We start from the raw sequence: 17,599 nt of genomic DNA on the forward strand, positions 1-17,599 counted from the left end.
CGTACGACGCCGCAACGGCCGGGAAGCCCCGTCGGGGGGCTTCCCGGCCGTTGCGGGCCGTCTCAGGCGGACTTCTTCTGCTCCAGGGCGCCGATCGCGCGCTCCGTCACCTCGTTCACCTTGCCGAGGGCGGAGATGGTGACCAGCAGGCCCTGGTCGGCGTAGTAGCCGATGATCGGCTCCGTCTTGGAGTGGTACTCCTCCAGGCGGACCCGGACGGCCTCCTCGGTGTCGTCCGAGCGCTGGTACAGCTCGCCGCCGCACTCGTCGCAGACACCCTCGGCCTTCGGCGGGTTGTACACCACGTGGAACACGTGGCTGCCGTCGTTGCGGCACAGCCGGCGACCGGCGATGCGCTTGACGACCTCGCCCTCGGGGACCTCCAGGTCGAGCACGCCGTTGAGGACGATGCCCTCCTCGGCGAGGATCTCGTCCAGGGCCTTGGCCTGGCCCAGGTTGCGCGGGAAGCCGTCGAGCAGGAAGCCGCCCGCGGCGTCCGGCTGCAGCATCCGGTCCTTGGCCATGCCGATGGTGACCTCGTCCGGCACCAGCCGACCCGCGTCCATGTACGCCTTGGCCTCGAGCCCCAGCGGGGTGCCCTGGCTGATGTTGGCGCGGAACAGGTCGCCAGTGGAGATGTGCGGGATGGACAGGGTCTTGGCGAGCACGTGCGCCTGAGTACCCTTCCCGGCCCCGGGAGGTCCGACGAGGACGATACGCATCAGCGGAGGAACCCTTCGTAATTGCGCTGCTGGAGCTGGCTCTCGATCTGCTTCACAGTTTCGAGTCCGACGCCGACGACGATGAGCACGCTGGTGCCGCCGAACGGGAAGTTCTGGTTCGCGTTGAAGGCAACCAGGGCGATCATCGGGATCAGCGCGATAAGGCCCAGGTAGAACGATCCCGGCCACGTGATGCGGGTGAGCACGTAGTTCAGGTACTCGGCCGTCGGTCGGCCCGCCCGGATGCCCGGGATGAACCCACCATACTTCTTCATGTTGTCCGCAACTTCTTCGGGGTTGAAGGAGATGGCCACGTAGAAGAACGCGAAGAAGACAATCAGGACGAAGTAGGTCGCCATGTAGATCGGGTGGTCGCCCTTGACGAAGTGGCCACTGATCCAGTTCGCCCATCCGGCCTTGCTGTTGGTGAGCTGCACCACCAGCGCGGGGATGTAGAGCAGCGACGAGGCGAAGATGACCGGGATCACACCGGCCTGGTTGACCTTGAGCGGGATGTAGGTCGAGGTGCCGCCGAAGGCGCGGCGGCCGATCATGCGCTTGGCGTACTGCACCGGGATCCGGCGCTGGGCCTGCTCGACGAAGATGACCAGGCAGACCACCACGATGCCGATCGCGATGACGCTGAAGAACTCGACCCAGCCGCCGCCGATCTTGCCGGACTGCTTGATCGCCCACATCGAGCCGGGGAAGCCGGCCGCGATGGAGGTGAAGATCAGGATCGACATGCCGTTGCCGATGCCGCGGTCGGTGATGAGCTCGCCGAGCCACATGATCACCGTGGTGCCGGCGGTCATGGTGATGACCATCACGGCCACCCGGAAGACGCTGGTGTCCGGCACGACCTGGTTGGCGACCGAGCAGCCGGAGAACAGCGCACCGCTGGAGGCCGTCGCGACGATGCCGGTGCCCTGGAGCACGGCGAGCGCGATGGTCAGGTAGCGGGTGTACTGCGTGATCTTCGCCGTACCCGCCTGGCCCTCCTTCTTCAGCGCCTCGAGCCGCGGGATCACGACGGTGAGGAGCTGGAGGATGATGCTGGCCGTGATGTACGGCATGATGCCGAGCGCGAAGATCGTCAGCTGCAGCAGCGCATTGCCGCTGAACAGGTTCACCAGGCCGAAGATGCCACTGGACGAGGTGTCCTTGATGCACTGGTTGACGGCGACGAAGTTGACGCCCGGGATCGGGACGTGTGCGCCCAGCCGGAACAGCACCATGATGCCCAGCGTGAACAGCAGCTTCTTGCGCAGGTCGGGCGTCTGGAACGCCCGCGCGAACGCACTGAGCACGGTGCCTCCTGCGCCTCCCGCGCGTTGACGGCGGGAGGGTCGGTCCTGATGGGGGGGTGTGGGGCTCTTGTCGGCTGCCGGACGACTGCACAGGCACGCCTGACCCGCAGCCTACAAGGGAACCCAACGGACTCTAACAGTGTGCGGCAACGGTCGAGAAGCGAGTCCCGGCGCCGGTACCGGCCGACCGGCCGGGATGCCCGGTTTTGGCCGGTGTTGAGCACACGTCAGATCCACGCCGACCCGGCGGGTCGACGGACGAACGGGGAAAAGCAGTGGGCCCGCACCTCCCGAGAGAGGTACGGGCCCACTTAGGTCAACGAGTTCAGAGGAGCTCGGTGACGGAGCCGCCGGCGGCGGCGATCTTCTCGGCGGCCGAGCCGGAGACGGCGTCGACCGTCACCTGCAGCGCGACCGAGACCTCGCCCTGGCCGAGGACCTTGACGAGCTCGTTCTTGCGAACGGCACCCTTGGCGACCAGGTCGGCCACGGTGACCTCGCCACCCTGCGGGTAGAGCTCGGCCAGCTTGTCCAGGTTCACGACCTGGAACTGCTTGTGGGCCGGGTTCTTGAAGCCCTTCAGCTTCGGCAGGCGCATGTGGAGGGGCATCTGGCCACCCTCGAAGCGCTGCGGAACCTGGTAACGGGCCTTGGTGCCCTTGGTACCACGACCGGCGGTCTTGCCCTTGGAACCCTCACCGCGACCCACACGGGTCTTCTCGGTCTTGGCGCCGGGGGCGGGCCGCAGGTTGTGGATCTTGATCGGCGAGTCCGCCATGTCAGTCCACCTCCTCGACCGTGACGAGGTGACGAACGGTGTGGACCATGCCGCGGATCTCCGGGCGGTCCTCCTTCACCACGGTGTCGTTCAGCCGCTTGAGGCCGAGCGAACGCAGGGTGTCACGGTGGTTCTGCTTGCTACCGATGTACGACTTGGTCTGGGTGACCTTGAGGCGAGCCATCAGGCGCTCACCCCAGCCGCACGGGCCCGGAGCAGAGCAGCCGGAGCCACGTCCTCCAGGGGCAGGCCACGACGGGCGGCGATCTCCTCGGGGCGCACGAGGCCCTTCAGAGCGGCCACGGTGGCGTGCACGATGTTGATCGCGTTGTCCGAGCCGAGCGACTTCGACAGGATGTCGTGAACGCCGGCGCACTCCAGGACGGCACGCACCGGGCCACCGGCGATGACACCGGTACCGGGGGACGCCGGCTTCAGCAGCACGACGCCGGCGGCCTTCTCGCCCTGGACGGGGTGCGGGATGGTGCCCTGGATACGGGGGACCTTGAAGAAGTTCTTCTTGGCCTCCTCAACGCCCTTGGCGATGGCGGCCGGAACCTCCTTCGCCTTGCCGTAACCGACACCCACGGTGCCGTCACCGTCGCCCACCACGACCAGCGCGGTGAAGCTGAAGCGACGACCACCCTTGACAACCTTGGCGACACGGTTGATCGCGACGACGCGCTCGACGTAAGCGGTCTTCTCGACGGCGGGGGCGTTGCCCCGGTCGTCACGCTTACGGTCACGCCGCTCGCCGCCGGTGCCGCCGCCGGCGCCGCTGCCGCGGCGCTGGGGTCCAGCCATTGGAATTACCTCTCTCGTTTACGTCCGTCGACAGAGTCGACGAGCGGGCTTAGAAGTCGAGCCCGGCCTCGCGGGCCGCGTCCGCCAGGGCGGCGATGCGGCCGGCGTACCGGTTGCCCGCACGGTCGAAGACGACCGTCTCGACGCCGGCGGCCTTGGCGCGCTCGGCGACCAGGCTTCCGACCTTCTTGGCCAGCTCGGTCTTGTCGCCCTCGGTGCCGCGGATGGACACGTCGAGGGTGGACGCCGACGCCAGGGTGTGACCCTTGGCGTCGTCGATGACCTGGGCGACCATGTGGCGGTTCGAGCGGGTCACGACGAGGCGCGGACGCACCTCGGTGCCGGTGACGCGCTTGCGAACGCGGATGGCGCGGCGCTTGCGGGCGGCGTTCTTGTAGGCGTTGCCCTTGCCGATCTTGACAGAGACGCTCATCGCTTACTTACCACTCTTTCCGACCTTGCGGCGGATGACCTCGCCCGCGTACTTGACGCCCTTGGCCTTGTACGGGTCGGGCTTGCGCAGCTTGCGGATCTTGGCAGCGACCTCGCCGACCTTCTGCTTGTCAGTGCCGTCCACGTGGAACTTGGTGGGCGACTCGACCACGAAGGAGATGCCCTCCGGGGCCTCGACCAGGATCGGGTGGCTGTAGCCGAGCGAGAACTCCATCGCGGAGCCCTTCGCGGCGACTCGGTAACCAACACCGCTGATCTCCAGCGACTTGCGGTAGCCCGCGGTCACGCCGGTGATCATGTTCGCCACCAGCGTCCGCGAGAGGCCGTGCAGGGCCTTCGACTGACGCTCGTCGTTCGGGCGGGAGACGACCAGGGTGCCGTCCTCGCCCTTGCTGATCTCGATCGGCGCGGCGACGACGTGGGTGAGGGTGCCCTTGGGGCCCTTCACCGAGACCGCCTGGCCATCGATGGTGACGTCCACGCCGGCGGGAACCGGGATGGGCAGCCGTCCAATACGCGACATTGCTGTACCTCCGTTTCCCGAATTACCAGACGTAGGCGAGAACTTCTCCGCCTACGCCCTTCTTGGCGGCCTGCTTGTCGGTGAGGAGACCGGAGGACGTGGAGATGATCGCCACGCCCAGGCCGCCGAGCACCTTCGGCAGGTTGGTGGACTTTGCGTAAACGCGCAGACCCGGCTTGCTGATGCGCTTGATGCCGGCGATGGAGCGCTCACGGTTGGGGCCGAACTTGAGCTCGATGGTCAGCTTCTTGCCGACCTCGCCCTCGGTCGGGTCCTCAACCTTGTAGGAGGAGATGTAACCCTCCTGCTGCAGGATCTCGGCGACGTGCGCCTTGATCTTGCTCGACGGCATCACGACGGAGTCGTGGTACGCCGAGTTCGCGTTACGCAGACGAGTGAGCATGTCTGCGATCGGGTCGGTCATGGTCATGGTGGCCTCAGGCCTCTCTCGCCGTGGTTTCTCCGCGCCAGGTCCCCCTCCGCGCACTCCGGGGAGTGCGAAAGGGGCACAAGCGCAGGGGACCTGCGACGTAGTAAGACATGGGTGCGAGCCCTCACAAGAGAGCCGCGAGCACCTGTGGAGATGCCGCGGCAGGGGCCCGACCCCACCACCTTACGGGAATCCTCTCGGAAGCCCAAAAAGCGGTGGAGTCGGGCACGCTGCTTCGCAGTGGTGTGCCTAGGGCGCCTGGACTACCAGGAGCTCTTGGTCACGCCCGGCAGCTCGCCGCGGTGCGCCATCTCACGGAGGCAGACACGGCACAGGCCGAACTTGCGGTACACCGAGTGCGGACGGCCGCAGCGCTGGCACCGGGTGTACGCCCGGACACCGAACTTCGGCTTACGCTCGGCCTTTGCGATAAGGGCCTTCTTCGCCATGGCTCACGCCTCCTTGAACGGGAAGCCCAGAGCGCGCAGGAGCGCCCGGCCCTCATCGTCGGTCTGAGCGGTGGTCACGACGGTGATGTCCATACCGCGCTGACGGTCGACCTTGTCCTGGTCGATCTCGTGGAACATGACCTGCTCGGTCAGACCGAAGGTGTAGTTGCCACGGCCGTCGAACTGCTTCGGGGAGAGGCCGCGGAAGTCGCGGATGCGCGGCAGGGCCAGCGACACCAGACGGTCCACGAACTCCCACATGCGGTCACCACGAAGGGTGACGTGGGCGCCGATCGGCTGGCCCTCGCGCAGCTTGAACTGCGCGATCGACTTGCGGGCCTTGGTCACGGCCGGCTTCTGACCGGTGATCGCGGTCAGGTCCTTGATCGCGCCCTCGATCAGCTTGCTGTCACGGGCGGCCTCGCCGACACCCATGTTGACCACGACCTTGACCAGGCCGGGGATCAGCATGACGTTCTCGTACGAGAACTGCTCCTGCAGCTGGCCCTTGACCTCGGAGTTGTAACGCTCCTTGAGGCGGGGGGCCACCTTCTCAACAGTCGTCTCAGACATCAGATGTCCTCACCGGTCCGCTTGGCAACGCGGATCTTGTTGCCCTGGTCGTCGAAGCGGTAGCCGACGCGGGTGACGACCTTCTTGCCGTCCTTCTCCACGACCAGCTGGACGTTGGAGACGTGCACCGGGGCCTCGACGGTCACGATGCCGCCCTGGGTGCCCGGGCCCGGCTTGGTGTGCTTCTTGACCCGGTTGACACCCTCGACGAGGACCTTGTTCTCAGCGGGGATGGCCTGGATGACCTTGCCCTGCTTGCCCTTGTCCTTGCCGGTGATGACCTGGACCAGGTCACCCTTCTTGATCTTCATGCTGTTCGCCATGAGATTAGAGCACCTCCGGCGCCAGCGAGATGATCTTCATGAACTTCTTGTCGCGCAGCTCGCGGCCCACGGGGCCGAAGATGCGGGTACCGCGGGGGTCGCCCTCGGTGTTCTTGAGGACGACGGCGGCGTTCTCGTCGAACCGGATGTAGGAACCGTCCGGACGACGGCGCTCCTTCACGGTGCGGACGATGACGCACTTGACGACGTCACCCTTCTTCACCGAACCGCCGGGGATCGCGTCCTTGACGGTGGCGACGATGACGTCCCCGATACCGGCGTAGCGGCGACCGGAGCCACCGAGAACGCGGATGCAGAGAATCTCCTTGGCACCCGTGTTGTCGGCGACACGCAGTCGCGACTCCTGCTGGATCACAGCTTTCTCCTGATCGTCAACGAGAGTCGACGGGCCGGCCGCTGCTCACACCGGCAGCTCCCGCAGGGGCCTGCGAGAACCCGGTGCACATACGGCCGTACCTCATCGGCTTCGTTACTTGGCCTTCTCGAGGATCTCGACGACGCGCCAGCGCTTCGTCGCGGACAGCGGCCGGGTCTCCATGAGGAGGACACGGTCGCCGACACCGCACGCGTTCTGCTCGTCGTGCGCCTTCAGCTTGTTCGTACGGCGGATGACCTTGCCGTACAGCGCGTGCTTGACGCGGTCCTCGACGGCGACGACGACGGTCTTGTCCATCTTGTCGCTGACGACGAGACCCTCACGGGTCTTGCGGAAACCGCGCGTCTCGTTGGTGTTCTCAGTCATCAGGCGTTCTCCACCGTCTCGATGCCCAGCTCGCGCTCGCGCATCAGGGTGTAGATCCGCGCGATGTCCTTACGGACCAGCTTCAGCCGGCCGTGGTTGTCGAGCTGCCCGGTCGCCGCCTGGAAGCGGAGGTTGAACAGCTCCTCCTTGGCCTCACGCAGCTTGGCAACGAGGCCCTCGTTGTCCAGCTGACGAAGCTCAGCAGCCTTGGTAGCGGCCGACATCAGCTCTCACCGTCCTCGCGCCGGACGATCCGGCACTTCATCGGCAGCTTGTGCGCGGCACGGGTGAGCGCCTCGCGAGCAACCTTCTCGTTCGGGTACGACAGCTCGAACATGACCCGACCCGGGTGCACGTTCGCGATCCACCACTCCGGCGAACCCTTACCGGAACCCATGCGGGTCTCGGCCGGCTTCTTGGTGAGCGGGCGGTCCGGGTAGATGTTGATCCAGACCTTGCCGCCACGGCGGATGTGACGGGTGATCGCGATACGAGCGGACTCGATCTGACGGTTCGTCACGTAGGCCGGGGTCACGGCCTGGATGCCGAACTGGCCGAACGCCAGCTCGGTGCCGCCCTTCGAAGCGCCGCGACGCTTCGGGTGGTGCTGCTTGCGGTGCTTGACCCTACGGGGGATCAGCATGGGGGTCAGGCCTCCGTTCCGGTGTTCTCGGCAGCCGGAGCCTCGACCGCAGCGGCCGCGGGGGCCTCAGCAGCGGCGGGACGACGGCCGCGGCCACCGCGCTCGCCACCACGGCGCTCGCCACCGCGGGCGGGACGACCACCCTCGGGACGGGCCGGGCGGTTGCCCGAGCGGGCAGCGGCGTTCTCAGCGCGGACCTCGGCGATGTTCTTGACGTCGCCCTTGTAGATCCAGACCTTCACGCCGATGCGGCCGAAGGTGGTCTTGGCCTCGAAGAAGCCGTAGTCGACGTTCGCACGGAGGGTGTGCAGCGGCACGCGACCCTCGCGGTAGAACTCCGAACGGCTCATCTCGGCGCCGCCGAGACGACCGGAGCACTGGACCTTGATGCCCTTGGCGCCGGACTTCATGGTGCCCTGCATCGACTTGCGCATGGCACGGCGGAAGGAGACGCGGGAGGACAGCTGCTCCGCGACGCCCTGAGCCACGAGCTGGGCGTCCAGCTCGGGGTTCTTGACCTCGAGGATGTTCAGCTGGACCTGCTTGCCGGTCAGCTTCTCGAGGTCGCCGCGGATGCGGTCGGCCTCGGTGCCGCGCCGGCCGATGACGATGCCGGGGCGAGCGGTGTGGATGTCGACGCGGACGCGGTCGCGGGTGCGCTCGATCTCGACCTTGGAGATGCCGGCGCGCTCCATGCCCTTCGTCATCATGCGACGAATGGCGACGTCTTCCTTGACGTAGTCCTTGTACAGCTTGTCGGCGTACCAGCGGGACTTGAAGTCCGTGCTGATGCCGAGGCGGAACCCGTGCGGGTTAACCTTCTGGCCCATTACCGGGTCCCTTCCTTGCTGCTGACGACCACGGTGATGTGGCTGGTCCGCTTGCGGATCCGGTAGGCACGGCCCTGGGCGCGCGGACGGAACCGCTTCAGGGTCGGGCCCTCGTCAACGTACGCCTCGGAGATGTAGAGGTCGTCCACGTTGGAGTGGTTGTAGTTGTGCGCGGCGTTGGCGATGGCGCTGTCGAGCACCTTGCCGACCGGCACGGTGGCTGCCTGCGGAGCGAAACGCAGGACGGCCTGGGCCTCCGTGGCCGGAAGGCCGCGGATGAGGTCCACCACGCGGCGGGCCTTCATGGGCGTGACGCGGATGTACCGCGCCTGGGCCCTGGCTTCCATGGTTGTCCCCTTAATGGAGTAAGTCACTTAAGTCTGTCTGGCGCTGAGCTCAAGCCCGCGGAGCGACTAGCGACGCTTCGACTTGCGGTCTTCCTTCACGTGCCCCTTGAAGGTGCGCGTGGGAGCGAACTCGCCGAGCTTGTGGCCGACCATCGACTCGGTGACGAACACCGGGACGTGCTTGCGGCCATCGTGAACCGCGATCGTGTGGCCGAGCATGGCCGGGGAGATCACGGAACGACGGGACCAGGTCTTGATGACGTTCTGCGTGCCCGCCTCGTTCTGCACGTCCACCTTCTTCTGAAGGTGGTCGTCGATGAAGGGGCCCTTCTTGAGACTGCGCGGCATCTGACCTGCTCCTAGCGCTTCTTGTTGGTCTTGCGGCGGCGCACGATGAGCTTGTCCGACGCCTTGTTCGGGCGACGGGTACGGCCCTCGGGCTTGCCCCACGGCGAGACCGGGTGGCGACCACCGGAGGTCTTACCCTCACCACCACCGTGCGGGTGGTCGATCGGGTTCATGGCGACACCACGCACGGTCGGGCGGACGCCCTTCCAGCGCATGCGGCCGGCCTTGCCCCAGTTGATGTTCGACTGCTCGGCGTTGCCGACCTCGCCGACGGTCGCGCGGCAGCGCGCGTCAACCAGGCGGATCTCACCGGAGGGCATGCGCAGGTGCGCCATGCGGCCCTCACGGGCGAGCAGCTGGATGCCGGAACCGGCGGAGCGGGCCATCTTGGCACCGCCACCGGGACGCAGCTCCACCGCGTGGATGGTGGTACCGACCGGGATGTTGCGCAGCGGCAGGTTGTTGCCCGGCTTGATGTCGGCCCCGGGGCCGTTCTCGATCCGGTCACCCTGCGCGACGCCGCGGGGGGCGATGATGTAGCGCTTCTCGCCGTCCGCGTAGTGCAGGAGCGCGATGCGCGCGGTGCGGTTGGGGTCGTACTCGATGTGAGCGACCTTGGCCGGCACGCCGTCCTTGTCGTGACGACGGAAGTCGATCACGCGGTAGGCGCGCTTGTGACCGCCACCCTGGTGGCGGGCGGTGACACGACCGGCGTTGTTACGGCCGCCCTTGCTGTGCAGCGGGCGAACCAGCGACTTCTCCGGCGTGGACCGCGTGATTTCGACGAAGTCGGCCACGCTGGAGCCGCGGCGGCCCGGCGTAGTCGGCTTGTACTTGCGGATACCCATTTTCGTCCTCGTCCTTAACGACGATCACGCTCTCCGTCAGGCGGAGACCGGACCACCGAAGATGTCGATGCGGTTGCCCTCGGCCAGCGTCACGATGGCGCGCTTGGTGTCCTTGCGCTTGCCGAAACCGGTGCGGGAGCGCTTGCGCTTGCCCTGGCGGTTGAGCGTGTTGACGGCCTCGACCTTGACCGAGAAGACCGCCTCGACGGCCTGCTTGATCTGGGTCTTGTTGGCGTCCGGCGACACGACGAACGTGTACTTGTTCTCGTCGAGGAGCGAGTAGCTCTTCTCGGAGATGACCGGCTTGATCAGGACGTCACGCGGGTCCGTGTACGTCTTGCTCGTGATCTCGGCAGCCATCAGGCGGCGCTCCCTTCGAGCTCGCCCTCAGCAGCAACGGCCTTGGCGGACGCGACCGGACCGGCCACGAAACGCTCGAAGGCGGCCTGGGTGAAGACCACATCGTCGGAGACGAGCACGTCGTAGGTGTTCAGCTGACCGGCGTCCAGGATGTGGACGTTCGGCAGGTTGCGAGCGGACTTGAGGCCCAGCTCGTCCTCGCGCTCGACGACCAGGAGGACGTTCTTGCGCTCGGAGATCTTGCCGAACAGGGTCTTGGCGGCCTTGGTCGACGGCGCATCGGTCGCGGTCACCGCGGTGATCACGTGGATGCGCTCGTGGCGGGCCCGGTCGGTGAGCGCACCGCGGAGGGCGGCGGCGATCATCTTCTTCGGGGTCCGCTGCGAGTAGTCGCGCGGCACGGGACCGTGCACGACGCCACCGCCGGCGAACTGCGGCGCACGGGTCGAGCCCTGACGGGCGCGGCCGGTGCCCTTCTGGCGGTACGGCTTCTTGCCGCCACCACGGACCTCGCCGCGGCGCTTCACCTTGTGCGTGCCCTGGCGGGCAGCGGCGAGCTGCGCGACGACGACCTGGTGCATCAGCGGGATGCTGACCTTGGCGTCGAAGATCTCGGCGGGCAGCTCGAGGCTGCCGGCCTTGTCGCCGGCCGGCGACAGGATGTCAATGGTGGTCATATCCTTCACAGCCCCTTCGCCGCGGTGCGGACGAGGACGAGGCCGCCGTTCGGGCCCGGGACGGCGCCCTTGATGAGGAGCAGGCCCTTCTCCGCGTCGACCGCGTGCACGGTCAGGTTCTGGGTGGTCACACGCTCGTGGCCCATCCGACCCGCCATGCGCAGGCCCTTGAACACGCGGCCCGGGGTGGCGCAGCCACCGATGGAACCGGGCGAGCGGTGCTTGCGCTGGGTGCCGTGACCGGCGCCGAGGCCCTTGAAGTTGTGACGCTTCATGACACCGGCGAAGCCCTTGCCCTTGGAGGTGCCGGTCACGTCGACCTTGACACCCGCCTCGAACAGCTCGGCGGTGATCTCCTGGCCCAGGGTGTACTCGGACGCGTCCGAGGTACGCAGCTCGACCAGGTGGCGGCGCGGGGTGACACCGGCCTTGGCGAAGTGACCCGCGAGGGGCTTGTTCACCTTGCGGGGGTCGATCTCGCCGAAGCCGATCTGGACGGCGTCGTAGCCGGCCGGGCTGTCGGCGGTGTGGACCTGGGTCACGACATTCGGCCCGGCCTTGACGACGGTCACCGGAACGATCCGGTTGTTCTCGTCCCAGACCTGGGTCATGCCGAGCTTCTCGCCCAGGATGCCCTTAATCTGCTTAGCCATCTTCGGTGCGCCTCTCAGAGCTTGATCTCGATGTCGACACCGGCCGGCAGGTCGAGACGCATGAGCGAGTCAACCGTCTTCGGCGTGGGGTCGAGGATGTCGATCAGACGCTTGTGAGTACGCATCTCGAAGTGCTCGCGCGAGTCCTTGTACTTGTGCGGCGAGCGGATGACGCAGTACACGTTCTTCTCAGTGGGCAGCGGCACCGGGCCCGCGACCTGCGCACCAGTACGGATCACCGTCTCGACGATCTTCTTCGCCGAGGAGTCGATGACCTCGTGGTCGTAGGCCTTGAGCCGGATGCGGATCTTCTGTCCCGCCATGGCTACTCAGTAGTCCTTCTGTGGTCTGTTGCTTCCACGACCGGCTTCGTCCGGGCGGACTGGTCCGGCGGCGCCTCCGGGTGGTTACCCTCTCCGACCCCCGCGGTCGGGCGTGTCGCCCTACCGCTTGCAAAAAACCAAAGAGGTCTCCCTCTTCGGTTCTCACTCTCGGTCGGTGAGGTCTTGCACCCACCAGGCGCCGGGTCGAGGCCCCGCCCACGCTTCCCGGAAGATTCCCGTACGTCCGCCCCGCAGCTGCCGCGGTGTCGCTTACACACCACTGCGCCCACACGCCCACCGCAGGAGCGGTGAACGCGGACGCATGAACGGCCATCACGGGAACGACGAGTACGTGGGACTCGCTTCCGGTCCTCCCGGCGGGAGGCGCGCAGCATCGGCACTCAACCGAGCAACTTGGACATACTGCCACACCAGACGGCCCCGGCGCCAATCGGGAGGGCCGGCGCCGGGCGGCACCGGCCCTCCCCCGGTCAGCCGAGGCGCTGCGGCGCGAGCTCGGCCCGGTGGCCCTCGAAGGTCACCATGACGACGTCGAGCGCCTTGTGGCGGCCGGTCCGCGCGGCCTGCCGGACCTGCGCGAGGAGCTCCGGGTCCGAGAGGTAGATCCGCAGCGGGACGGCCGACTGGTCGGCGAAGTCGACGATCTCCTGCCCCGTCCGTCCCTTCAGCGCGAACGTCCACGCCCGCCAGGAGAGTCCCTGGTCGCGGCTCAGCACGCCCAGCCAGAGGTTGTCCTCGATCCGCGCGGGATCGGTCGGGACGCGGTCGCCGAGCAGCAGCATCGACACCTTGCCGTCGTCCTTGGGCCGGGCCCGGTCGATGGCGGTCACCTGGTCGGCGATGCGCGGGTGGGCGGACTGGGCCCGGAGGTACACCCGCCCCGCGCTGCTGCTCCAGCCGGAGTCCTTGGCGAGGTCGGGCTGCGAGTTCATCAGCAGGGCGGCGAGCAGGCAGGCGGTCGCCACCAGCGCGGTGACCACCGGGGCGAGCCTGCCGAGCACGCCCGTCCCGGCGGGGCGGGCCCGGCGGGACGCGACCAGCAGGACCGGCCCGACGGCGGCGCCGGCCGTGACCACGGTCGCCAGGAACAGACCGTGCATCATCTTCTCGAAGAAGTACGAGGTCTGGCCGGCGACCGCCATCTGGTACTCGCGGATGCCGAAGGCGAGCAGACCGGTGGCGGCGAGGCAGCCCGCGGCCACCCGGGCCGGGGGATTGCGGCGGGCGCCGCGTCCGAGCAGCAGGACCGCCGCCACGGCGAGCACCGGGTAGAGCAGGTGGCGGCTGACGGGGTACACCGCGCCGGGCACGGTCAGCACGCTGGCCGATCCGGCCGACGCCCAGTTGGCGGCGATCGGCAGGAGCGCCAGCACGCCGGCGGCCGCGGCGGCCAGCAGGGTGCGGCCGATCCGCCGGAGCCAGCGCCGGCGGTGCGCCCAGGCCCACACCAGGGCGACCAGGCCGGTGGCCGGCAGCAGCAGGTAGTAGCTGCAGGCGATCGCCACGAAGACCGCGCCCATGCACACCAGCTGCTCGCCGATGCGGCTCAGCGGGCGGACGGCGAGGGCCAGGAAAACCGCGAAGAGCGCCAGGCCGAAGATCTCGCTGAGGAAGCCGGTCAGCACCAGCCGGGGCAGTTCCACCACGGCGACCCAGACGCCGCCCGCCAGGCAGACCGGCAGGAGGAAGCGGGCGGCGACGGCCGGGCCCGCCGCCCAGCGCACCGACCACGCGGTGAAGGCCACCAGGGCCCCCGCGACGGCCGTGCTCAGCAGGATGAACAGGGAGAGCGCGTGCAGCGGCGCGGCCGGCGCGTCGGTGCCGCGCACGAACGAGGTCAGCACGGCCAGCGTCATGTGGCTGCCGGGCGGGTAGGTGTACACGCCCTCCTGGATGGTCCTGGCGGCGTCGTCCGCCCGCAGGGCCAGGTAGCCGGAGAAGCGGATCATGCTGTCGTACAGCGCGAAGTGGCGGCCCAGGTCCTCGGAGGTGATGACCAGCGCGAGGCGGTCGACCGCGTCGCGGTGCAGGAGGGGGCGCAGGAAGAAGGCGAAGCCGAAGGCCGAGGTCAGCAGGACGGGCACGTCCCGGGCCGGCAGCAGGTTCCGCCGGGTCCGCCGCCGCGCGGAGTCGTCCGGCGCTCCCCGCAGGACGCGCACGCCGATCAGGGTGAGCGCCGTGGTCTCGGCCAGGGCCAGCGGGTTCAGGCCCCAGGGCCAGAAGGAGGCGATCAGGCCGAGCACGCATATCCAGCCGACCAGGACGGCCGCCGATATGAACAGCCGGTCCAGCGGCGACGTGCGCGAGCGGATCAGCGAGGCCGCCGCGGCCCACAGCAGAAGGGGCGTCAGCAGGTCGGCGGAGACCAGGTGCAGCAGCACCGGCGCCACCAGGAGCACCGCCGCGAAGACCGGGGCCCCTGCCCACCGGGGGGCTGTGCCCCTGCCGCGGCCCCCGCTGTCCGGCCGGGCCGGGTCGGAGGCGGAAGCGCCGTTGAGGGTCTTGATCGGCATGGTTTCGGAGGGCAACCCGAGCCCCTTCGATGGTTAGGTTAGGGGCGTCCAGCCGCCTAAGATCAGGTCGCGACGCGAGCAACCTATCAGAGCGTGTCCAGGAGGGGCCCGACGCCTCCGGGGCCCCGGTGCGCCCGTCCCCGCCGATGCACGGATACTCTTCCGTAGGAGTGGAGCGGTTGCCGGTCGCCGCCCGGCTTCCTGCGGCTCGAATTCGGCTGTCCGCTCCGACCGGACCGGAGCGTGCACGTACGAGGGGGACCCAACCCGATGTTCAGGGTGCTGAAGGCGATGGCGACGCGGTCGCCGAGCGACCGGCGCAGACTGTGGACGATCGCCTTCCTCACCTTCGCGATCCTCGGCGGCACCTGGTCCGTCGCCACCCCGCTGATGGCCTCGCCCGACGAGCCCGCGCACGTGGTGCGCGCGGCGGCGGTGGTCCGCGGCCAGGTGAACGGCGTCGAGGTGATGGAGCCCCAGATGGTGGGGTACATCCACAGCACCTGGGCGAACTCCGGCGTCGAACTCCCCAGCTGGTACCAGCAGCTCAAGACGGCCGACACCTGCTACCGCTTCAAGGGCAAGATCCCCGCGAAGTGCGCGAAGAAGGTCCACGAGGACTCGGACACCGTGCTGGTGACGACGAGTGCCGGCCGCTACAACCCGGTCTACTACTTCGCGGTCGGCTGGCCCAGCCTCCTGGTGTCCGGCCCGCACAGCGTCTACCTGATGCGCCTGGTCTCCGCCGTGCTGTCCGCGCTGCTGCTGGCGAGCGCGATGGTCACGGCCGGCGAGTGGCGCCGGTCCTGGCTGCCGAAGATCGGTGTGCTCGCCGCCGCCACGCCCATGACGCTGTTCCTCGGCGGCATGGTCAACCCCAACGGCGTCGAGATCGCTGCGGGCCTGCTGTTCTGGACGGCGGTGCTGTCGCTGCTGATAGATCCGCAACCGGACCTGCTGAAGCGGCGGTTGGCCCGCACGGGGGTGGCCGGCGTCGTCCTGCTGGAGATCAGGCCGCTCGGGCTGGCCTGGATCGTCGGCACCGTGTTCTTCGGTCTGCTGGCCTCCCAGCAGGGCGCGGTGCGCGAGATCGTCAAGCACCGCAGCGCCCGGCTCTGGGCGGTCGTCCTGGCCGTCGCGCTCGCCGCGGCGCAGGCGTGGAACAGCACCCACCCCGACCACTCGACCATCCAGACCTCCGCGGACCTGAGCTTCTTCAAGGCGGCCGAGCACACCTTCCTGGAGAGCGACAAGTACCTGCGCCAGATGATCGGCTGGTTCGGCTGGCTGGACGCGGAGAGCCCGTTCCTGACCGTGTCGGTGTGGTCCGGCACGATCCTGCTGCTGATCATGCTGTCGCTGGCGTGCGGGCGGCGCCGCGACGTGATCGCGCTGCTCGGGCTGATGGCCGCGATCCTCGGCATCCCGATCGTCGCCCAGGGACTGCAGGCCTCCACCCTCGGCCTCATCTGGCAGGGCCGCTACCTGCTGCCGTTCGCGGTGGGCCTGCCGCTGCTCGCCGCCACCATCCTCTCCAAGCGCTCCCCGCAGGGCGGGTTGATGCGCGCCCGGCTGACCCTCGTCATCGGCTCCGCGCTGGCCGCCGCACAGCTGGCGGCGTTCTTCTGGGCGCTGCGCCGCTTCACGGTCGGCGTCGAGGGGCACGTCATCCCGATGCCGGCGGCGTGGAGCCCGCCGGGGACGTGGGTGCTGTGGACGGTGGTGTACGCGCTGGGATCGATCGGCGTGGTCTGGCTGGTGGCGGGTCAGAGCGACTACCGCCCGCCGACGGTCGGGGACGCTGACGGCACGGGCAGCGCCTCCGCGGTGCTGTCGGTGACCGCCTCGCCGGACGCCGGCGTCGGCCGGTCCCTCACCGTCCCCTCCGCGGTCCCCGCGGGGGCGGCCGAGGTCTGACCGCCGCACGGCCCAGGAAACGGCACCGGGCCCGTAGGACGCCCCCGGGAGGCGTCCTACGGGCCCGGTGCCGTTCCACGGCCGGTGTTCCCGTGGCCGGGGTCAGCGCACGGCGTGCCGCAGCATGGCGTTCACGCCGGGCCGGCCGGCGTGCTTGGCCGCCCCCGGGAGCAGGGTGAGGGCGTGCAGCCGCGAGGAGAGGTGGAGGCGGGACACCCGGGCGGCCTGGGCCCAGCCGTGCGCCCCGAGCCGGTCCGCGGTCTCCACGAAGAAGCGCTTGGCCTCGCCGAAGCGGGCGCCGGTGTACGCCTTCGCCGAGGACTCGCTCTCGGCGTGCCGCCGGTAGCTGAAGCACTCCTCGGACGCCACGGCCAGCGAGGCGCCGTCCACCAGCAGGTCGATCACCAGGGCGAGGTCCTGGATCACGCCGAGGTCGGCGCGGAAGCCGAACTTCCTGATGGACTCGGTGCGCCAGCAGATCGACGGGAAGTAGAGCCAGTTGCCGCGCAGCAGGCTGACCGCGAGCTCCTCGCCGGCGAGCAGTTCGCGGCCGGCGCCCTTGGGCGCGTACAGCTTCCGCTTGGTGCGGTCCACCAGGGTGTCGAACGGCTCGCCGTCGCTGCCGATGACCCGGACGCCCGGCTGGACCATGGTGGCGGCCGGGAACCGCTCCACGGCCTCCCGGACGACCCGGAGGTAGTTCGGGTGCATCAGGTCGTCGCAGCCCATGAGGGTCAGGTACTCGTACTCGGCGAGCTCCACGCAGCGGTTGAAGTTGCCGGTGACGCCGAGGTTCTCGTCGTTGCGGAAGTACCGGACCCGGTCGTCGCCCAGGGACTCGAACCATCCGGGCACGTCGGGCTCGCGCCCGTCGTCGACGACGGTCAGCCGCCAGTCGTCGCCGTCCTGGGCGAGGACGCTGCGCACGGCGTCCTGCATCAGGGCCACGTCGCCGTAGTAAGGCAGCAGGATCTCGAAACGCGACATCGGG

At 68.6% G+C, this 17,599-nt stretch carries 26 protein-coding genes; 1 reads left to right on the plus strand and 25 read right to left on the minus strand.

From position 1 onward, the window contains the following. Positions 1-62 precede the first annotated feature (62 nt). From AB0O09_RS06260 to AB0O09_RS06375, 24 genes are all read right to left on the minus strand, one after another. Positions 63-722, minus strand: a complete 660-nt coding sequence (locus tag AB0O09_RS06260; protein WP_363540452.1) for an adenylate kinase — start codon at positions 720-722, stop codon at positions 63-65. After that, positions 722-2,032, minus strand: a complete 1,311-nt coding sequence (secY, locus tag AB0O09_RS06265) for a preprotein translocase subunit SecY (protein ID WP_030263457.1) — start codon at positions 2,030-2,032, stop codon at positions 722-724. Before secY ends, AB0O09_RS06260 begins: the two co-directional genes overlap by 1 nt. A gap of 325 nt (positions 2,033-2,357) precedes the next feature. After that, entirely contained in the window at positions 2,358-2,810 is a 453-nt protein-coding gene (rplO, locus tag AB0O09_RS06270; RefSeq protein ID WP_095874457.1) for a 50S ribosomal protein L15, read from the minus strand. Between the two features lies 1 nt (position 2,811). After that, complete coding sequence (rpmD, locus tag AB0O09_RS06275) at positions 2,812-2,994, minus strand: 50S ribosomal protein L30 (protein ID WP_014136270.1); 183 nt, start codon at positions 2,992-2,994, stop codon at positions 2,812-2,814. After that, a complete protein-coding gene (gene rpsE, locus AB0O09_RS06280; RefSeq protein ID WP_263104954.1) occupies positions 2,994-3,614 on the minus strand; it encodes a 30S ribosomal protein S5 in 621 nt (206 codons plus the stop codon). The genes rpmD and rpsE overlap by 1 nt, the downstream gene beginning before the upstream one ends. Positions 3,615-3,663: 49 nt before the next feature. Further along, positions 3,664-4,047, minus strand: a complete 384-nt coding sequence (gene rplR / locus AB0O09_RS06285) for a 50S ribosomal protein L18 (protein WP_030263465.1) — start codon at positions 4,045-4,047, stop codon at positions 3,664-3,666. A gap of 3 nt (positions 4,048-4,050) precedes the next feature. Continuing rightward, positions 4,051-4,590, minus strand: a complete 540-nt coding sequence (gene rplF / locus AB0O09_RS06290; protein ID WP_344621478.1) for a 50S ribosomal protein L6 — start codon at positions 4,588-4,590, stop codon at positions 4,051-4,053. 22 nt (positions 4,591-4,612) lie between these two features. Beyond that, positions 4,613-5,020, minus strand: coding sequence for a 30S ribosomal protein S8 (gene rpsH, locus AB0O09_RS06295; protein ID WP_030263474.1), 408 nt, complete (start codon positions 5,018-5,020; stop codon positions 4,613-4,615). A gap of 263 nt (positions 5,021-5,283) precedes the next feature. Beyond that, positions 5,284-5,469, minus strand: a complete 186-nt coding sequence (locus AB0O09_RS06300; protein ID WP_030263476.1) for a type Z 30S ribosomal protein S14 — start codon at positions 5,467-5,469, stop codon at positions 5,284-5,286. 3 nt (positions 5,470-5,472) lie between these two features. Then, entirely contained in the window at positions 5,473-6,042 is a 570-nt protein-coding gene (rplE, locus tag AB0O09_RS06305) for a 50S ribosomal protein L5 (RefSeq protein WP_030263480.1), read from the minus strand. Then, complete coding sequence (rplX, locus tag AB0O09_RS06310) at positions 6,042-6,353, minus strand: 50S ribosomal protein L24 (protein WP_033214113.1); 312 nt, start codon at positions 6,351-6,353, stop codon at positions 6,042-6,044. Before rplX ends, rplE begins: the two co-directional genes overlap by 1 nt. 16 nt (positions 6,354-6,369) lie before the next feature. After that, positions 6,370-6,741 carry a 50S ribosomal protein L14 gene (gene rplN / locus AB0O09_RS06315; protein WP_145790774.1) on the minus strand — a complete coding sequence of 124 codons (372 nt, stop codon included), beginning with the start codon at positions 6,739-6,741 and terminating at the stop codon, positions 6,370-6,372. A gap of 114 nt (positions 6,742-6,855) precedes the next feature. Next, a complete protein-coding gene (gene rpsQ / locus AB0O09_RS06320; protein WP_014136278.1) occupies positions 6,856-7,128 on the minus strand; it encodes a 30S ribosomal protein S17 in 273 nt (90 codons plus the stop codon). Continuing rightward, positions 7,128-7,352 carry a 50S ribosomal protein L29 gene (gene rpmC, locus AB0O09_RS06325; RefSeq protein WP_030263491.1) on the minus strand — a complete coding sequence of 75 codons (225 nt, stop codon included), beginning with the start codon at positions 7,350-7,352 and terminating at the stop codon, positions 7,128-7,130. Before rpmC ends, rpsQ begins: the two co-directional genes overlap by 1 nt. After that, a complete protein-coding gene (gene rplP / locus AB0O09_RS06330) occupies positions 7,352-7,771 on the minus strand; it encodes a 50S ribosomal protein L16 (protein ID WP_030300385.1) in 420 nt (139 codons plus the stop codon). The genes rpmC and rplP overlap by 1 nt, the downstream gene beginning before the upstream one ends. 5 nt (positions 7,772-7,776) lie before the next feature. Continuing rightward, positions 7,777-8,601, minus strand: a complete 825-nt coding sequence (gene rpsC, locus AB0O09_RS06335; protein WP_030280775.1) for a 30S ribosomal protein S3 — start codon at positions 8,599-8,601, stop codon at positions 7,777-7,779. Next, positions 8,601-8,948: a 50S ribosomal protein L22 gene (gene rplV, locus AB0O09_RS06340; protein ID WP_095874452.1), complete on the minus strand. Its 348-nt coding sequence runs from the start codon at positions 8,946-8,948 to the stop codon at positions 8,601-8,603. Before rplV ends, rpsC begins: the two co-directional genes overlap by 1 nt. 66 nt (positions 8,949-9,014) lie before the next feature. Beyond that, positions 9,015-9,296, minus strand: coding sequence for a 30S ribosomal protein S19 (rpsS, locus tag AB0O09_RS06345; RefSeq protein ID WP_014136283.1), 282 nt, complete (start codon positions 9,294-9,296; stop codon positions 9,015-9,017). 11 nt (positions 9,297-9,307) lie between these two features. Further along, complete coding sequence (gene rplB / locus AB0O09_RS06350; RefSeq protein WP_030263511.1) at positions 9,308-10,144, minus strand: 50S ribosomal protein L2; 837 nt, start codon at positions 10,142-10,144, stop codon at positions 9,308-9,310. Positions 10,145-10,180: 36 nt separating this feature from the next. Then, the gene (rplW, locus tag AB0O09_RS06355) at positions 10,181-10,507 is read right to left on the minus strand and encodes a 50S ribosomal protein L23 (protein ID WP_263108062.1); all 327 of its coding nucleotides are present in this window, start codon (positions 10,505-10,507) and stop codon (positions 10,181-10,183) included. Next, entirely contained in the window at positions 10,504-11,181 is a 678-nt protein-coding gene (gene rplD / locus AB0O09_RS06360; protein WP_363540453.1) for a 50S ribosomal protein L4, read from the minus strand. The genes rplW and rplD overlap by 4 nt, the downstream gene beginning before the upstream one ends. Before the next feature lie 5 nt (positions 11,182-11,186). Next, the gene (rplC, locus tag AB0O09_RS06365; protein WP_030263524.1) at positions 11,187-11,834 is read right to left on the minus strand and encodes a 50S ribosomal protein L3; all 648 of its coding nucleotides are present in this window, start codon (positions 11,832-11,834) and stop codon (positions 11,187-11,189) included. A 14-nt stretch (positions 11,835-11,848) separates the two neighbouring features. After that, entirely contained in the window at positions 11,849-12,157 is a 309-nt protein-coding gene (gene rpsJ, locus AB0O09_RS06370) for a 30S ribosomal protein S10 (RefSeq protein WP_012785157.1), read from the minus strand. 491 nt (positions 12,158-12,648) lie between these two features. Next, entirely contained in the window at positions 12,649-14,691 is a 2,043-nt protein-coding gene (locus AB0O09_RS06375) for a hypothetical protein (protein WP_363540454.1), read from the minus strand. A 270-nt stretch (positions 14,692-14,961) separates the two neighbouring features. Between AB0O09_RS06375 and AB0O09_RS06380 the strand changes: the two genes are divergently transcribed. Beyond that, positions 14,962-16,608, plus strand: a complete 1,647-nt coding sequence (locus tag AB0O09_RS06380) for a DUF2142 domain-containing protein (RefSeq protein ID WP_363540455.1) — start codon at positions 14,962-14,964, stop codon at positions 16,606-16,608. Between the two features lie 102 nt (positions 16,609-16,710). Here AB0O09_RS06380 and AB0O09_RS06385 read toward each other — a convergent pair whose 3' ends face one another. Next, complete coding sequence (locus tag AB0O09_RS06385) at positions 16,711-17,595, minus strand: glycosyltransferase family 2 protein (protein ID WP_363540456.1); 885 nt, start codon at positions 17,593-17,595, stop codon at positions 16,711-16,713. Positions 17,596-17,599: the final 4 nt, after the last annotated feature.

This window comes from Kitasatospora sp. NPDC093679 (genome assembly GCF_040683455.1).
In the GTDB taxonomy this organism is placed as follows: Bacteria; Actinomycetota; Actinomycetes; order Streptomycetales; family Streptomycetaceae; genus Kitasatospora; species Kitasatospora arboriphila.